Below are 16,070 nucleotides of genomic sequence, written 5' to 3'. Positions count from 1 at the left end.
GAACTGCATCAAACAGTTCCAATCAGCATGAAGCGCGTATATTTTTTTGTCGGAAGTTCGCCGGAGAACCGCACCTCCCGCAGCGCCGCCTCTGCTTCGAAGGCTGCCAGCGAAGCCATGCAGTTGATGTGCGTCGGCTCACTGAAATAATCGTTGGATTGCAGCAGTACGTTCGTGCCCCGCGGAAGCAAAGCAAGCCAGGCGCGCAGATCGGCTATGTGTTCGCAGCTCGTATTGACTATCAGGTCGGATCGCCCGGCCGCATAGTCGAGTGCATACATATCCGCCGTCAGCGCCCGGAACCGGTCGCCGGCATCGCGGTTGAGGGTCTGGGCGACCGGGGCAACTTCGGGATCGATGTCGATGCTATCGACCGCCGCGATGTCGAAGCGGGCGTCGTTGAAAAGCATTGCCGGCAAAACGCCGTACCATCCACCCAGGACCCATATGCGGCCGAACCGGCCGCCGCAGCTTTCGAACAGCCTGTCGAGCGCCCACATCTTGCAGGCGACCTGCTTGTGGTTGAAGGCGTTGGCAATGTCGGCCTGAGGATGCTTGGCGATAACGCGCGCCAGCCCTGCCACGAGAGGGTCTTTGACATAGGCGGCAATTCCGCGCGTGAGGTCCAAGGCCTGCTCGTGGCCGTCCAGGCCGGCATTGCGTGGTTGCGTGACATCCATCATATTCGCCTTGTATGTTGGGATTTCGGGCGACACAACGCAATCTTTGCCTCCCCAAAGCCGCCTCGCAGGCTTCGAACGTGTCGCCGGCGATGATTGCCGATGCGCTGTCCACTGGCAGATGCTTTTTGCTTTGTTCTTTGAACTGAAGGTCCACAGTCGCATATGGAACCCAGCCTAGCCCGCTATATCTGGAAGCACACCAAGAAGCAGCAGGTCTGGATATTGATCATCGTCTTGCTTTCGATGATCCCGTATTTCATGTCCTTCGACCTGCCGAAGCTGATCGTCAACGGCCCGATCCAAGGCAAAGGCTTCGGGCAACCGGGCGCGACCCAGCCATTCCTGAGGCTGCACTATGACCTGCCGTTCTTTGGCGAGGTCCAGTTCTTCTCCGGTTTTCAGCTCGACCGCACGGCGACGCTGTTTGCCCTGAGCCTCGTGTTCCTCTTGCTGGTCGTCGTCAACGGCCTGTTCAAACTCTACATCAACACCTACAAGGGCCGCCTCGGCGAACGCATGCTGCGGCGTATCCGCTTCGATCTGGTCGATCGCGTGCTGCGGTTTCCGCCGTTTTACTTCAAGCGGGTGAAATCCGCCGAAGTGGCGACCATGGTGAAGGACGAGGTGGAGCCGCTGGGCGGCTTCATCGGCGATGCCTTCCTGCAACCGGTGCTGCTCGGCGGCCAGGCGCTGACGGCCATGCTGTTCATCGTGGTTCAGAACTTCTGGCTCGGAATGATAGCGGCCGTGATCGTGCTGATCCAGATCGTGCTCATCCCGCGAATGCGGCGCAGGCTGATCGTGCTGGGGCGCGAACGGCAATTGACGGCGCGCGCGCTTTCGGGCCGGGTTGGCGAAATCGTCGACGGCATCGGTACGGTTCACGTCCACGATACGTCAAACTACGAGCGCGCCGACATAGCCGCCCGGCTCGGACTCATCTTCAAGATCCGCTTCGACCTTTACCAATGGAAATTCATGGTGAAGTTCCTCAACAATTTTCTCGCGCAGGTCACGCCCTTCCTGTTCTACATGCTCGGCGGGTATCTGGTCATCCAGGGGCGGCTGGACGTCGGCCAGCTCGTAGCCGTGATCAGCGCCTACAAGGACCTGCCTGGACCGATGAAGGAACTGATCGACTGGGATCAGGCGCGGCAGGATGTCCAGGTCAAATATCAGCAGGTCGTTGAACAGTTCTCGGTCGAGGGTGTCATCGCACCGAGCATCGGGGCATTGACGATGGACAATCCCGATCCGATGACCGCGCCGCTGTCGGCGATCAGTCTGTCCATGGCAGACGACGGCGGTGCAATGCTGCTCGACCGCATCTCCCTCCAGGTCAATCCGGGTGAGACGGTGGCGCTGGTCAGTACCGCAACAGGTGGAGCGGAGGCGCTTGCAGAAGCCTTCGCGCGGCTGAACTGGCCCAACAGCGGGAGGATCACTTCAGGCTCCGACGACCTGCTTGAACTCCCCGAAGCAGTGACCGGCCGGCGCATGTCCTATGCCTCCTCGGATGTCTTCCTGTTCCAGGCAAGCCTCCGCGACAACCTGCTCTACGGCTTGAAGCATGCGCCGCTGAATCCGGCGAGTTATGACGGTGAAGCGGCAGACCAGCGCCGCTGGAACGTCAACGAGGCGCTCCGGTCGGGCAATCCGGATCTTGATACCCGCAGCGACTGGATCGACTATGCTTCCGCCGGCGCTACCGGCCCGCACGACCTCTTCGAAGCCGTGCGCCGGGTGCTCGACGCAGTTGTTCTGTCGCGCGACATTCTGGATCTTGGCTTGCGCTCTTCGGCCGACCTCACGCGGCACACGGAGCTTGCCGGGCGGATCGTCGAACTGCGCGCGGCGCTGCGAACCCGACTGGAACACGAGGGCCTAAGCGGACTGGTGGTTCCTTTCGAACCGGGCGCCTACAACAAGGAAGCAACGATCGGCCAAAACCTGCTCTTCGGCGCCGCCGCAGGCCCCGAACTGGCCGACAGGGCGCTGGCGGCCAACCCCTATTTCGCTTCTGTGCTGAGGCAAGCCGGCCTCGACCGCACGCTCTACGAAATGGGCATGGAGATTGCCAAACAGACGATCGAGCTGTTCGCCGACCTGCCGCCCGATCACCAGTTCTTCCAGCAGCTCGCCTTCATGAGCGCCGAGGAGATACCCGCCTACGAAACCTTGCTGCAACGGCTCAAGAACCGTCCCTACGAGGCGGTTTCAGAGAACGACCGCGCGATGATCGCCACCTTGAGCTTTGCCTATATCGAGCCCCGGCACCGCTTCGGCCTGCTGAGCGACGAACTGATGAGCAAGGTCGTCGCTGCGCGCAACCAGTTCTATGAAAACCTGCCGCCCGAGCTGCAAAATGCGGTCGAACGATACGATCCTGCCAAATACATTGCTGCGGCCACCGTCATGGACAATGTGCTGTTCGGGCGTGTGGGCGCCAACCATCCCGACGCTCCTGACCGCATACGCTCCATTGTCTATGACATTCTCGACGAACTGGGGCTCTATGCCGAACTTCTGAATGTCGGCCTGGACTTCAACGTCGGCGCCGGCGGCAGGCGGCTGACCAGTGGACAGCGACAGAAGCTCGATGTTGCCCGGGCCCTGCTGAAGCGTCCCGATTTTCTCATTCTCAACCGGCCGCTGTCGGCGCTCGACCAGCGCGTGCAGGACAAGGTGATGCAAAACGTGCTGGAGGAATCCAGGCGCGACGGCCATTCGCCGGCAATTGTGTGGGTCGTGACGAATCCGGCAATGGCGATGATGTTCGACCGCGTTGTCGTCTTCGACTCGGGTCGTTTGGTGGAAGACGGAACACACGAGACACTTTTGGCAGGGAACGGCACTTTCAAGGAACTGCTCTCATAGGCATTGGACATTGAGATGGGATCATTCTGCCGGTGGGAACTTGTTGCGACGTCAAGGGATTAAGGTTCCGGCTGATCGGGCTCGCCACCTCTCGCGTGGTTCGTTTCGCCATCGCCAAACAGAATTTATTCCATCTGGGTGTCGGTTGTTCTAGTCTCGCAGGCGTGAATTTGGGGAAGGTTTGCGACAATGCTGCTCAAGGATGAGGTTGGAATGCTGCAACGCGTTCCCTTGTTCTCCGGCATAGAGCCGGCAAAGCTGAAGCTTCTTGCGTTCACATCCGATCGCGTGAGCTACGGCGCCGGCGAGATCCTTTTCCGGCAAGGCGACGAGGGAGATGCCGCCTATGTCATCCTTTCAGGCAGGGCGGATATTCTGGTCGATTCCGACAGCGGACCGATAAAAGTTGCCGAATTGGTGCCGAATTCGATTGTCGGCGAGATCGCCATATTGTGCAACAGCTCCCGCACGGCGACCGTCAGAGCCGCAAGCTCGCTGGAAGTCCTGAGGATCCGCAAGGATCATCTCCTGAGGCTTATGAAGGAGTTCCCGGAAATGACCATCGAGATGGTGCGGGTTCTTGCCGATCGCCTGAGCCATACGACCGCGGATCTGATCGACGCACGAAGCGCCAAGTAACGAGTGACATGCGCTCAAACCTCGCCGTCGTGATGGCGCCGGCTACCATGGGCGACTGGACTGCGAAGGGGTAGCATGGACGACGACGTTTTCCTGGTCAGGTTTTGGGGCGTTCGCGGCAGCATTTCGGTATCGGGGCCAGAATTCTCTCGCTATGGCGGCAACACAGCCTGCATCGAGATGCGGTGCGGAAAGCATACGCTTCTGTTCGACGCGGGCTCTGGCCTGCCGCCGGCCGGCGGAGCGCTTCGGGCGTCCGGCGTGACCGATCTCGATCTGTTTTTCACCCATTGCCATTACGACCACATCATCGGGCTGCCAGCTTTTAAGCCGATCTATGACCGGAGCTTCACGATTATGCTCTGGTCCGGGCATCTTGCAGGCCGCATGACGACCCGGCAGATGGTCGATGAATTCATGCGGCCGCCGTGGTTTCCGGTGAGGCTCGATATCTGCAAGGCAAGCCTCGACTACGGCGATTTCGTATCCGGAGACGTGCTTCGGCCACGCGAAGGCGTGGTGGTCCGGACCGGCAGTCTAAACCATCCGGGCGGCTGCATAGGCTACCGGGTCGAATGGGGCGGCCGCGTCGTGGCAGTGATCACAGATACCGAGCACGAGCCGGGCAAACTCGATCAGGCGGTGCTCGGCCTGATCGAAGATGCCGACCTCGTCATTTACGATTGCACCAACACCGAGGAGGAAATGGAATGCCGCCGCGGCAACGGGCACTCGACATGGCAACAGGGCGTCAAGCTCTGCGAGGCGGCCGGCGCGCGCCGGCTTGCACTGTTCCACCACGATCCGTCACGCACCGACGAGGAACTGGACGAGATCGAGAAACTGGCCAAAGACAGATTTGCCGGCGCTTTTGCCGCCCGGGACGGCCAGACGCTCGAATTTCCAGTCCCATCGCACAAAGCGCGCTGAGCTATTCTCCTCTATCTCCTTGTTTTGACGCCATTCCGGACGGAAAACCGCTCACACTTTTCATGGACTTGCTCTGCCGGCGCTGCGCTCGATCAATGTCCTGATCGGCAGCCATGAGCAGGCCTCGGTCTGTGCGGTGATTGTGAACAGCCGTTCGAGGAAAAGCCAGGCCGATTCATCGTGGACGAGATGGTGGGTAAGCAAGCCGACCGGTTCGCCGCCGTCGAATGCATGCCGCAATTGCGCGATGATCGCCTGAACCAACAGGCCATGATCGCGGCAAGCGCGCGTGCCATGCCAATCCATGATGTCGACATTGCTGTTGATGACCGCCAGCGAAGCCGGCTTCGGCGGCCCGTAGACCGACAATGCGGCAAATCCTATCGATCCAAGGTCGGGTACCAAGCCGGCGTCGATCCTGTTCCAGGGCGGCACCAGCATCGGAACGGCACGTGCGCCGTGCAGGCCGGTCACGCGCGACAGCCCGCGAGCCAGATCATCCAGCACCGCCTGGCGTGGGCGATGCGGGCCGAGCTCCTGCTTTTTCTGGTCCCCAGGCGCATGATTTCGGTGCGCCCAGCCATGGATGGCGACCGTGGCATGCGGCGCCCCGTCAAGCTGGGCGACAAGCTTCTCATCAGTCAGGGCCGGAATGACGGCCAGGGTGACCGGAACCGCGAATTCATCGGTGAGGTCGAGCAGCCGATCGAGCGCGGGCGTCGGATCCACCGCGTCATCGTCACGCAGCCAGAAGTCTGCCTTACGACCCGCCCGTTGCCAGCGCGCCAGTTCTTCCACTAGGGGTTGCCAGACCTGATCGGATGTCATGAAACCGGGATCTTCGCAAGAAGCTCGGCCAGACGTGCCGCCGCGGCGCCGAGGGACCGTTCTTCGAGGATGAAGCGTCTGGCCTCTGCGGCCATGACGGTTCTTTCGTCGTTACGGGCCAGAAGCCTTTCAATGGCGGACGCGAACGCCGCCACATCGCCCGGCGGGGTGAGAAACCCGGCCTGGCCATCCCGCACGACCTCCGGCACGCCGGCGATGTCCTGAGCCACCACTGGAAGGCCGGCGGCCTGTGCTTCGAGATAGGCAATGCCATAGGCCTCGCCGTAACCCGGCCAGACGTATATTCCCCCACCGTAGAGGACATCCGGCACGGCGGCCGGCTCAATCGCGCCGAGCCATTCGATACGGTCGGCGGGCAAGCCGGCGAATTGCGCCTTGACCTCGTCACGGGCAGGCCCGTCGCCGACCACCGACATAGTCCAGGGCAAGTGGCCGATCGAACCGAGCGCCTGCGCCAGCATGCGATAGCTTTCGACTTTGTCGCCCGGGCGCATCATGGCGACCGTGACGAGGCGCGTCGGACAACCCCGTGCCGGCGTTTCCCGGAATGCCGATGTGTCGATGAAAGGCGCAAGCATGCCGAGCACGGCATCGGGTATCGCGTCGGCCAGTCCCTGACGATCCCTTTGCGTGAAGCAGATGTTCAGCGCCGCCTGATCAACGGCTCGCGCCACCAGCGCTTGCGCATCGGCCCACAAGCCAGCGTTGCGCCGCCGCGAATAGGAAGCTTCCGCTGTCACATAGGGGACGGCAAAGGCCGACGCCAGCTCGGGCCCGATCAGGTCCGGCGCCTTATAATAGGGATGATAGGAGAACCACAGATCGGGCTTGCCGTCACGATCCCAAAGCCTTGTCAGCCGCGCGGCTTCCTCTTGGGCCTCGATCTTGAGCGCATCGAAACTTTTCGGCTCCGGTTCGCGTAGATATAAGCGCAATTCGGATGCCAGTTCGACGCTATGCCCTGCATGCTCCAGCGCCTTGATCAGCGTCCGTGCCATCTGGCGGTCGCCGGAGGCAACCGGATGATTTGGTGACTTCAGCGGCGCGTAGAAGGCAATTCGCATCGCCGGACCCTATCATCGGAAAGCCGGCGCAAGTCAATTTCGAAGCACGATCGACTTCACCTGCAAGCAGTGGAATGTGCTATCTGATGCTCATGGAAACAGCTGCCGCGTCCGACCCGTTTGTCGCTTCCCTGCCGGTCTTCGCAAAGTTCGAGAGCGTTGCCGATATCGACAACTATCAGCCTCTCCCCGATGGCTGGGCGCTGGCCACCGCCGACATCGTCGGCTCGACCAAGGCGATCGAGGCTGGGCGATATAAGACCGTCAATATGGCCGGCGCCAGCGTCATTTCGGCGCTGCTCAATGCGCTGGGCCGGCAAGATCTTCCCTTTGTCTTCGGCGGCGACGGCGCGGTCGTGGCGTTTCCCGGCTCGGCGCTGGAGATCACCCGTAACGCGCTGGCGGCTGTCCAAAGATGGGTGGCGGACGAGCTGAACCTGACCTTGCGCGCTGCAATTGTGCCGATAAAGGACATAAGAGCGCAAGGCCTCGACGTTCGCGTGGCGAGGTTCCGGGCCTCCGAAGCGGTCTTCTATGCCATGTTTGCCGGCGGTGGCGGCAGCTGGGCGGAAGCCGAGATGAAAGCGGGGCGCTACCGCATCGAGCCTGCGCCGGCCGGCGCGCGGCCGGATCTGACCGGCCTCTCGTGCCGCTGGAACCCGCTCGAAGCCCGGCATGGCGAAATTGTCTCGATCATAGCCATACCGGGGGCGTCGCGCGACTTGCGCGGTTTCCAGTTACTGGTTTCCGACGTCATCGCCCTTGCCGGCAGGCAGGAGCGCGATGGCCACCCGGTGCCGGCGAGCGGGCCGAGCTACAGTTTGCTGCCCGCCGGTCTCGATATCGAGGCGCGGGCCGTGGCGCCGGCCGGACGGCGGTGGCTGGCGAAGCTGTGGGTAATATTCCTGATGACGCTTACGGCCATCACCGATCGATGTGGCTGGACGATCGGCAGGTTCGATCCGAAGATCTACAAACGCGACGTGGCCAGCAATTCGGACTTCCGGAAGTTCGACGACGGCTTGAAGATGACCATCGACGTCGAGGCGGATGTGTCGCAACGGATCGAGGACCGGCTGAAACAGGCGGAAGAGGCAGGCATCTGCAATTATGGCCTGCACCGCCAGAAATCGGCGTTGATGACATGCCTTGTCGCCTCGCCGCTGCAGCGCGATCACCTTCATTTCATCGATGGCGCGGCCGGCGGCTATGCGATGGCTGCCGCAAGCCTGAAGGCGAAGGTGCCGGTCTGACGACGGCTGGCCCGAGACACGGTGGTGAAGGCCTGACGGCGTCCGAGCCGGCGCAATTTTTGCCAAATGTCAGGATGGAGATTGCACTTCGCCGGCAGCCTCGCCACATAACGCCACAAGACAGAGATGCAGTTACGCCTGTTCCTTTGGCTGCACGGACAGTAATCGCGGAAATTCTTCGCCGCTTCTGCCGCTGGAGCCGACCTCGTTGACTTCTTATCTTTGGGTCGTTGGCGGACTGTGTTATGGCGGATCAAACGATAGTGGCTCCGTCTTCGACGGGTTTTGAGATAGCATGAGCGCAGCGCAAGCAGAAATTTCCACCATTCTCATGGACAAGGTTGCCGATTGGCTGAACCAATCGGCGCTGGCGGGTCACGACCTGGAGACATTGATAAAAGGCTTTTGCGAACGTCTGGCTGCCGCCGGCCTGCCGCTGAAGCGGGTGCATCTGAGCTTTTCGATGCTTCATCCGCTTTATGATGCGCTTGGATTCACCTGGTTTCGCGGCGAGGGCATAGAAGTGGAAAGCTTCCGCAGCAAGCCCGGCGTGCTGTCTGACAGATTCGCAACCAGCCCATACTACCATCTGCTCAGCAACAAGCTCGACCATCTGCGACGCCGGCTCGACACGTCGATGCCGTCGGAATTTCCTGTTTTCGATGACCTCAGGCTTATGGGCGTCACCGATTACATGGCTTTCGTGCTTCCCTTCAGCGGCAACACCAGTCAGGGCATGATGGGGTCCTGGTCGACTGACAGTGCTGCCGGCTTCAGCGACAGCATGATTTCGGCGCTGCTGCGCATCCAAAGCCATCTCGCTATCGCAACCAAGATGGCGGTGCTCACCAAGCTCGCCGACAACATGATGACCACTTATCTCGGCGGCGACGCCGGCAGGCGCGTGCTTGACGGTCAGATCAAGCGCGGCGAGGGAGACACAATCCGCGCCGCGCTGGTGATGGGGGATATGCGCGGGTCGTCAAAACTTGCCGAAACCTCTGGCCGCGAAATCTACATCGACACGCTCAACCAGTTCTTCGACGCCGTCGCCGCACCTTTCAATCGCAAGGGCGGGCAGATCATGAGTTTCATAGGTGACGGCTTCATTGCCGTCTATCCTTGCGAAAGGCACCGCTCGCAGTCCGAGATCGCCTGCCAGGCAGCTCTTGCGGCAGCGCACAAGGCCACGGCGCGCATGATGGATCTCAACCTGCACAGAAAGGAAAAGGGGCTGTCCGATATAAAATTCGGTATCGGCCTGCATGTCGGCAATGTGATGTTCGGTAATGTCGGGCTTACCGACCGACTCACATTCTCGGTCTTCGGCTCGGCTGTGAATGAGGTCCAGCGCCTCCAGACGCTGACCAAGAAATATCCGCACAGCGTTCTCGCCAGCAAGGACTTCGCCAGCTATTGCGGCGCCAACAGCTGGCTGACGCTTGGCAACGAGGAACTGATTGGCATCAAGCAGAAGCTTACGGTGCTTTCACCCGATCTGTCGGGTACTCTTGGTCTCGATGAAGACGGTGCGCTGGAGCCGACTCACGGCCGAATATCGGACGCCGAGCAGGTCATGCTGCTTCATCGCGAAGCCGCACGCATGGCGGCGGGCGACCCGCGGAAGATCCAATAGTCGGCACGATCTGATCCCAACGCCTGTAGCAGGGAGTCCGGTCGCCGGTTCCGCCCACTGGCGACCGTTTCGAATCCAAGTTGCTCTAAGCTGGCAATGCGCTAGTCTCGCTTTCTGGGACCCGCCAGAGTGGGGCTGGTGTGAGAATGAATTTGGGTGTTGATCTGCTGCGGATCGAAGATGTTGGCATCTCCTTTGCCATTATCGGGGGACCGTTGCATGCCGTCAGGCGCGCAAATCTTCGTGTCCTGCCCGGCAAGGTTACCGCGCTTGTGGGCGAGTCAGGTTCCGGAAAATCGGTTCTGAGCCAAGCAGTGATGGGTATTTTGCCGAACACAGCCCGTGTTCGCGGTCGCATCCTGTTTTCCGATCCTGAAAAGCCCGGCACGACGCAAGATATCCTGCAGATGTCGCGTGACGGGCCCGAGATCCGGGCGTTGAGAGGCAGCCGCATCGGCAAGATCTTCCAGGAGCCGATGACGTCGCTGTCGCCGCTGCACACGATCGGCAACCAGGTCAGCGAATCCCTGCAGATTCATACGCCCATGGCTCGTGCGGAGCGCAAGGCGCGGACCGAGGAAATGCTCAGCCTTGTCGGCTTTCCTAACCCCAAGCGCGCCTATGACATGTATCCCTTCGAACTTTCGGGAGGGTTGCGTCAGCGCGCCATGATCGCCATGGCGCTTATCTGCCGGCCAGCACTGTTGATCGCCGACGAGCCGACGACGGCGTTGGACGTCACCATCCAGGCGCAGATCCTGCACTTGCTGCGCGGGCTTCAGACCAAGCTGAACATGGCGATGCTGCTGATCACGCACGACCTCGGCGTGGTCGCCAATGTCGCCGACGAGGTGGTGGTCATGTACCATGGCGAGATCATGGAGGCGGGACCTGTCGAGGCAATATTCCGCCGGCCAGGCCACCCTTACCTGAAGGGGCTGATGGCGGCCGTTCCGCATTTCGACCTGAAGCCTGGCGAAAGGCTAAAGGCGCTCCGCGAGGTGTCGGTGAATGTCGGGAACCTGCTCGGCGAGCAGACGACGCCGCCATCGAAGGGGCCGAACGACATCCTGCTGTCGGTCAAGGATCTGAAAAAGACCTTCACCATCCGCAAGTCCGGATGGTTCGGCGGGGATCATCAATCCACTGTTCGCGCCGTGGACGGCGTGAGCTTCGATATCAAGCGAGGTGAATGCCTGGGCCTGGTCGGCGAAAGCGGCTCCGGCAAAACCACCGTCAGCAAGATCCTCATGCGGGCTGTCACTCCCAGCGGCGGTTCTGTGATCTTCAACGGCCGCGACGGACCGATCGACGTCTTGCAAGGCGAGGCAGACGCCCTGCGCATGCTGCGCGCGAAAATCCAGATGGTTTTCCAGGATCCGGTTTCGTCGCTTTCACCTCGCATGACGGTGGAGAACATCTTGAGCGAGCCGCTGGAAATCCATCAACGCGGCAATGCCGCGTCCCGACTCGCCATGGTCAAGAACCTGATGCAGGCAATCGGGCTCGATCCGCGCTTCATCAAGCGTTACCCGCACAGTTTCTCCGGCGGGCAGCGTCAGCGTATCGGCATCGCGCGCGCGTTGGCGCTGGGGCCTGAACTGCTGATCTGCGACGAGCCGGTTTCGGCGCTTGACGTCTCTGTCCAGGCGCAGATCCTGAACCTTCTGAAGGACCTGCAGAAGGAACTGGGACTGACCTACCTGTTCATATCCCACAACCTTGCGGTGGTGGACTACATGGCAGACCGCATCGCGGTGATGTGCGGCGGGCGCATCGTCGAGCTTGCGCCGCGCGAAATCCTGCTCAGGAAACCGATCCACCCCTACACGCGCTCACTGGTCGCCGCAGTGCCTTTCCCCGATCTCGACAGGCCGATGGATTTCAAGACGTTGAAGCTCAGCGGCGCTTCCGACACAAGCGCATGGGGACCGCAATTCCGCGACGATGGCGACGGGGGCATGCTGTCGCCGCTCGATCTTGGCGGCGGCCACCTCGTGCTGGCCCGGCGTTCGGCCGATTTCAGCGAGTTGCGCCATTGATCAGCCGGCGCACCGTCCTTGGACTCATGGCTTCGGCATTTGTGCCGAGCACGTTGCGCGCCGGCGATCTGGAGCCGGAATTTCTTCAGCCGCTGCTGAAGGCCCTGGCGCTGCCGGCACTCGCCAAACGCTTGCCCAAGAGCCCGCGCGTGGTGAATCTCGCTGCGATGGGCCGACAGCCCGGCCAGTATGGCGGAACGCTGCGCACGATCATCGGCACCCAGAAAGATATCCGACTGATGACGATCTATGGCTATGCTCGCCTGGTCGGCTATGACGAAAAGCTCAAGCTGCAGCCCGACATTCTCGAGAGTTTCGACGTAGCGGATGATCGGATCTTCACTTTCAAGATACGGGAAGGACATAAATGGTCTGACGGCAGCCTGCTGACGCCGGAGGATTTTCGCTATTGCTGGGAAGATGTCTGGCTGAACGATGAGCTTTCGCAAGGCGGGCTCGCCCCGGCCCTGCTGGCGGACGGCAAGCCGCCGCGCTTCGAGATCGTCGATCCGTTGACGGTGCGCTACAGTTGGGATGCGCCCAATCCCGACTTCCTGCCCAAGCTCGCTGCCGCTTCGCCGCTATCGCTTGTCCTGCCGGCCGCCTATCTCAAGCAGTTCCACAAGAAATACCAGGATCCGTTCCGGCTCGCCGGCCTGATGGAGGAGAACAGGGCCAAGAAATGGACGCTCCTGCATATTCGCATGTCGCGGCAGTATCGCCCGGAGAACCCGGAACTGCCGACGCTCGATCCCTGGCAGAACCGGACCAAGCCGCCGGCTGAGCAGTTCGTCTTCGAGCGCAACCCGTTCTTTCATCGAATAGACGAGAATGGCCGGCAACTGCCGTACATTGACCGGGTTGTCATGAATGTCAGCTCGTCGGCGATCATTTCCGCCAAGACCGGTGCGGGCGAGAGCGACCTGCAATGCATGGGCATCGACTTTGCCGACTACGCCTTCCTGAAGGACGCGGAGAAGCGCTACCCGGTGAAGATGCATCTGTGGAAACGCACACAGGGTTCGCGGCTGGCGCTGCTGCCCAATCTGAATTGTGCCGACCCGGTGTGGCGTGGCCTTCTTCGCGACGTACGCGTGCGCCGCGCGCTTTCGCTCGCAGTGGACAGGCGCGAGATCAATTTGGCCGTGTTCTACGGATTGGCTCAGGAAAGTGCCGATACGGTTCTGCCGGAGAGCCCGCTCTACCGGCCGGAATTCGCGAAAGCCTGGGTCGCGCACGATCCCGACCGGGCCAACGCCCTGCTCGACGAGGTCGGGCTTAAGACGCGCGACGATGACGGTCTGCGGATCCTTCCCGATGGACGCCCGGCGCAGGTCATCGTGGAAACGGCCGGCGAAAGCACGCTGGAAACCGACGCGCTTGAACTCATCACCGATCACTGGCGGCAGGTCGGCATCGCCCTGTTCGTCCGGACTTCGCAGCGAGACATCTTCCGCAGCCGCGCGCTTGGTGGCGAGATCATGATGTCGATTTGGTCGGGCATCGACAATGGCGTGCCGACCGCTGACATGAACCCGTACCAGTTGGCCCCCACCATCGACGACCAGTTGCAATGGCCGCTCTGGGGTGCCCACTACTTGTCTCACGGCACGGTCGGCGAGGCGCCCGACCTTCCGCCTGTGGTCGAGTTGATGGCTTTGCTCAAGCGCTGGAACGAATCGACCGAAGCCACGGAGCGCGCCGAAATCTGGAATTCAATGCTGTCGATCTACACCGATCAGGTGTTTTCGATCGGCACGGTGAACGGAACGCATCAGCCGGTTCTAGCGTCCTCGCGGCTGCGCAATCTGCCTGACAAGGCGCTCTACGGCTACGACCCGACCGCCTATTTCGGTGTCTATATGCCGGACACATTCTGGCTTGGAGAGTCCTGAGCGTGCTTCGATATATTGTCTGGCGCATCGCCGTGATGGTTCCAACGCTGCTGATCATATCGGCGCTGGTGTTCACGATCATCGAACTTCCCCCAGGCGACTATTTCGACAGCTATGTTTCCGAGCTTCGGGCTCAGGGCGAAGCGGTGGATTCCGATCGCATCCAGATGATGCGGAAGGAGTATGGTTTCGACAAGCCGCCGGTCATTCGCTACTTCTACTGGGTCGGCGGAATGCTGCACGGCGATTTCGGCTATTCCTTCGAATATGAGCTGCCGGTTCGCGATGTCATCGGTGACCGAATGTGGCTCACCGTGCTGGTTTCCTTCGTCACGATCATCTTCACCTGGCTCATCGCCTTTCCGATCGGCATGTACTCCGCCACGCATCAATACAGCTGGGGCGACTACGGCCTGACGTTGTTCGGCCTTCTAGGCCTTGCCATTCCAAACTTCATGCTCGCGCTGATCCTGATGTATTTCGCCAACATTTGGTTCGGCACGTCCATCGGCCATCTCATGGACCAGCAATATCTCGGCGAGCCGATGAGCTGGGCCAAGGCGAAGTCGATCCTCGCCCATCTCTGGATCCCGGTCTTGATCATCGGCACCGGGGGCACGGCAAGCATGATCCGGCGGCTGCGCGCCAATCTGCTCGACGAACTTCACAAGCAATATGTCGTGACCGCGCGCGCCAAAGGCCTTCACCCCTTCAAGGCGCTGGTCAAATATCCGCTGCGCATGGCGCTCAATTTCTTCATTTCAGACATCGGCTCCATCCTGCCGGCCATCATTTCCGGCGCCGAAATCACGGCGATCGTGCTGTCATTGGAAACGACCGGGCCGATGCTCATCAGGGCGCTGCAGAGCCAGGACATGTATCTGGCAGGGTCGTTCCTGATGTTCCTCGCCTTTCTGACGGTCATCGGTGTCCTGATTTCGGACCTGGCGCTGGCGCTGCTTGATCCGCGAATTCGTTTGCAGGGCGGCAGCACCAAATGAACACGACGTCGCCGCTGCCCGCTCCGGGTGCTCCACTACAACACTACGTTTCCATCGCGCCCTTCGACCTGCAGTCGGTGGAGGCGATGACGGCGGAGCAGTCGAAGGTCTTTCAGGCGTCGCAATTGCGGCTGATGTGGTGGAAATTCCGACGGCACCGGCTTGCCCTTATATCCGGCATATTCCTGGCAGCGCTTTATCTCGGGATACTGATCTGCGAGTTCCTGGCGCCCTACAATCTGCACACGCGCAACATGGACTACATCTATTCGCCACCGCAGCGGGTGCATCTTTTCCACAACGGCCAGTTCGTCGGGCCGTTCGTCTATGGCCGCCGGATGACGCTGGATATGGACACGCTCAAGCGGAACTACATCGATAACCAGGATGATGTTCAGCGGATCCGTTTCTTCTGCAGGGGCGACAGTTACCGGTTCTTGGGCCTGATAGAAGGTGACAGGCATCTTGTCTGCCCGGCCGAAAACGGCCAGCTCTTTCTGGCCGGCACCGACAGGCTGGGGCGCGATGTGCTCTCGCGCATCATCTATGGCGCGCGCATTTCACTGACGATCGGCCTCGTCGGCATCGCTTTCAGCTTCCTGCTCGGCATAGTCATCGGCGGACTGGCCGGCTATCACGGCGGTATCTTCGACCTGATCGTTCAACGCATAATCGAAGTTCTGCAATCTATTCCCAGCATTCCGCTATGGCTGGCTCTGGCGGCGATCATGCCGATAACCTGGAGTCCGATCCTGATCTATTTCGGCATCACCGTCATCCTCGGGCTGCTCCACTGGACCGGACTGGCGCGGGCCGTGCGTTCAAAGCTTCTGGCGTTGCGCGAGGAGGATTATGTTCTGGCCGCGCAATTGATGGGCGCCAGCAGCGGCCGCATTATCCGGCGGCACCTCATTCCCGGCTTCATGTCGCATCTGATCGCGACGGCGACGATCTCCATACCCGGCATGATCCTGGGCGAGACGGCGCTGAGCTTCCTCGGGCTCGGCCTGAGGGCGCCGATAACCAGCTGGGGCATCCTGCTCACCGAGGCGCGCAGCGTCAGCGTGATCGCGTTCTATCCATGGCTGCTTTTGCCGATCCTGCCCGTCATTCTCGTGATCCTGGCATTCAACTTCCTCGGCGACGGCTTGCGGGACGCCGCGGACCCCTACAAGTGAGATCGCCATTCCGCCGCATGCCG

12 protein-coding genes are annotated in these 16,070 nt (G+C 61.0%); 9 read left to right on the top strand and 3 right to left on the bottom strand.

Going from position 1 to position 16,070, the window contains the following annotated elements:
* Nucleotides 1-8: 8 nt before the first annotated feature.
* The gene (locus EN853_RS07685) at nucleotides 9-680 is read right to left on the bottom strand and encodes a class I SAM-dependent methyltransferase (RefSeq protein ID WP_127859071.1); all 672 of its coding nucleotides are present in this window, start codon (nucleotides 678-680) and stop codon (nucleotides 9-11) included.
* Between the two features lie 165 nt (nucleotides 681-845).
* Here EN853_RS07685 and EN853_RS07680 point away from each other — a divergent pair, with 165 nt between their 5' ends.
* The 3 genes from EN853_RS07680 (at nucleotide 846) to EN853_RS07670 (ending at nucleotide 5,129) form a co-directional block, all read left to right on the top strand.
* Nucleotides 846-3,560: an ABC transporter ATP-binding protein gene (locus EN853_RS07680; RefSeq protein WP_127858937.1), complete on the top strand. Its 2,715-nt coding sequence runs from the start codon at nucleotides 846-848 to the stop codon at nucleotides 3,558-3,560.
* A 189-nt stretch (nucleotides 3,561-3,749) separates the two neighbouring features.
* Entirely contained in the window at nucleotides 3,750-4,199 is a 450-nt protein-coding gene (locus tag EN853_RS07675) for a cyclic nucleotide-binding domain-containing protein (protein WP_127858936.1), read from the top strand.
* Nucleotides 4,200-4,274: 75 nt separating this feature from the next.
* Nucleotides 4,275-5,129, top strand: coding sequence for an MBL fold metallo-hydrolase (locus tag EN853_RS07670; RefSeq protein ID WP_127858935.1), 855 nt, complete (start codon nucleotides 4,275-4,277; stop codon nucleotides 5,127-5,129).
* 60 nt (nucleotides 5,130-5,189) lie between these two features.
* Here the strand turns inward: EN853_RS07670 and EN853_RS07665 are convergent, their stop codons facing one another.
* Together EN853_RS07665 and EN853_RS07660 are read right to left on the bottom strand one after the other, a co-directional pair.
* Entirely contained in the window at nucleotides 5,190-5,957 is a 768-nt protein-coding gene (locus EN853_RS07665; protein ID WP_127858934.1) for a polysaccharide deacetylase family protein, read from the bottom strand.
* Complete coding sequence (locus EN853_RS07660; RefSeq protein ID WP_127858933.1) at nucleotides 5,954-7,042, bottom strand: glycosyltransferase family 4 protein; 1,089 nt, start codon at nucleotides 7,040-7,042, stop codon at nucleotides 5,954-5,956. The genes EN853_RS07665 and EN853_RS07660 overlap by 4 nt, the downstream gene beginning before the upstream one ends.
* 92 nt (nucleotides 7,043-7,134) lie before the next feature.
* Between EN853_RS07660 and EN853_RS07655 the strand changes: the two genes are divergently transcribed.
* The 6 genes from EN853_RS07655 to EN853_RS07630 all read left to right on the top strand — a co-directional run bounded on the left by EN853_RS07655 (nucleotide 7,135) and on the right by EN853_RS07630 (nucleotide 16,047).
* The gene (locus EN853_RS07655; RefSeq protein ID WP_127859070.1) at nucleotides 7,135-8,295 is read left to right on the top strand and encodes a DUF3095 domain-containing protein; all 1,161 of its coding nucleotides are present in this window, start codon (nucleotides 7,135-7,137) and stop codon (nucleotides 8,293-8,295) included.
* A gap of 295 nt (nucleotides 8,296-8,590) precedes the next feature.
* Entirely contained in the window at nucleotides 8,591-9,931 is a 1,341-nt protein-coding gene (locus EN853_RS07650) for an adenylate/guanylate cyclase domain-containing protein (protein ID WP_127858932.1), read from the top strand.
* 146 nt (nucleotides 9,932-10,077) lie between these two features.
* Nucleotides 10,078-11,973 carry an ABC transporter ATP-binding protein gene (locus EN853_RS07645; protein ID WP_127858931.1) on the top strand — a complete coding sequence of 632 codons (1,896 nt, stop codon included), beginning with the start codon at nucleotides 10,078-10,080 and terminating at the stop codon, nucleotides 11,971-11,973.
* Entirely contained in the window at nucleotides 11,970-13,868 is a 1,899-nt protein-coding gene (locus tag EN853_RS07640) for an ABC transporter substrate-binding protein (RefSeq protein WP_127858930.1), read from the top strand. The genes EN853_RS07645 and EN853_RS07640 overlap by 4 nt, the downstream gene beginning before the upstream one ends.
* 2 nt (nucleotides 13,869-13,870) lie before the next feature.
* On the top strand, nucleotides 13,871-14,869 hold the full coding sequence (locus tag EN853_RS07635; RefSeq protein WP_127858929.1) for an ABC transporter permease: 999 nt from the start codon (nucleotides 13,871-13,873) through the stop codon (nucleotides 14,867-14,869).
* Entirely contained in the window at nucleotides 14,866-16,047 is a 1,182-nt protein-coding gene (locus tag EN853_RS07630) for an ABC transporter permease (RefSeq protein WP_127858928.1), read from the top strand. Before EN853_RS07635 ends, EN853_RS07630 begins: the two co-directional genes overlap by 4 nt.
* The last annotated feature ends 23 nt before the right edge of the window (nucleotides 16,048-16,070 follow it).

This window comes from Mesorhizobium sp. M1C.F.Ca.ET.210.01.1.1, from assembly GCF_004791585.1.
GTDB lineage: Bacteria > Pseudomonadota > Alphaproteobacteria > Rhizobiales > Rhizobiaceae > Mesorhizobium.
This window is presented reverse-complemented; position numbering and strand designations above follow the sequence as displayed.

What these genes read in the sequence shown, in the direction of transcription:
- EN853_RS07675 (WP_127858936.1), top strand. Translation starts at nt 3,750, where the DNA reads ATGCTGCTCAAGGATGAGGTTGGAATGCTGCAACGCGTTCCCTTGTTC.
- EN853_RS07655 (WP_127859070.1), top strand. Translation starts at nt 7,135, where the DNA reads ATGGAAACAGCTGCCGCGTCCGACCCGTTTGTCGCTTCCCTGCCGGTC.
- EN853_RS07650 (WP_127858932.1), top strand. Translation starts at nt 8,591, where the DNA reads ATGAGCGCAGCGCAAGCAGAAATTTCCACCATTCTCATGGACAAGGTT.
- EN853_RS07630 (WP_127858928.1), top strand. Translation starts at nt 14,866, where the DNA reads ATGAACACGACGTCGCCGCTGCCCGCTCCGGGTGCTCCACTACAACAC.
- EN853_RS07645 (WP_127858931.1), top strand. Translation starts at nt 10,078, where the DNA reads ATGAATTTGGGTGTTGATCTGCTGCGGATCGAAGATGTTGGCATCTCC.
- EN853_RS07660 (WP_127858933.1), bottom strand. Translation starts at nt 7,042, where the DNA reads ATGCGAATTGCCTTCTACGCGCCGCTGAAGTCACCAAATCATCCGGTT.
- EN853_RS07680 (WP_127858937.1), top strand. Translation starts at nt 846, where the DNA reads ATGGAACCCAGCCTAGCCCGCTATATCTGGAAGCACACCAAGAAGCAG.
- EN853_RS07685 (WP_127859071.1), bottom strand. Translation starts at nt 680, where the DNA reads ATGGATGTCACGCAACCACGCAATGCCGGCCTGGACGGCCACGAGCAG.
- EN853_RS07670 (WP_127858935.1), top strand. Translation starts at nt 4,275, where the DNA reads ATGGACGACGACGTTTTCCTGGTCAGGTTTTGGGGCGTTCGCGGCAGC.
- EN853_RS07665 (WP_127858934.1), bottom strand. Translation starts at nt 5,957, where the DNA reads ATGACATCCGATCAGGTCTGGCAACCCCTAGTGGAAGAACTGGCGCGC.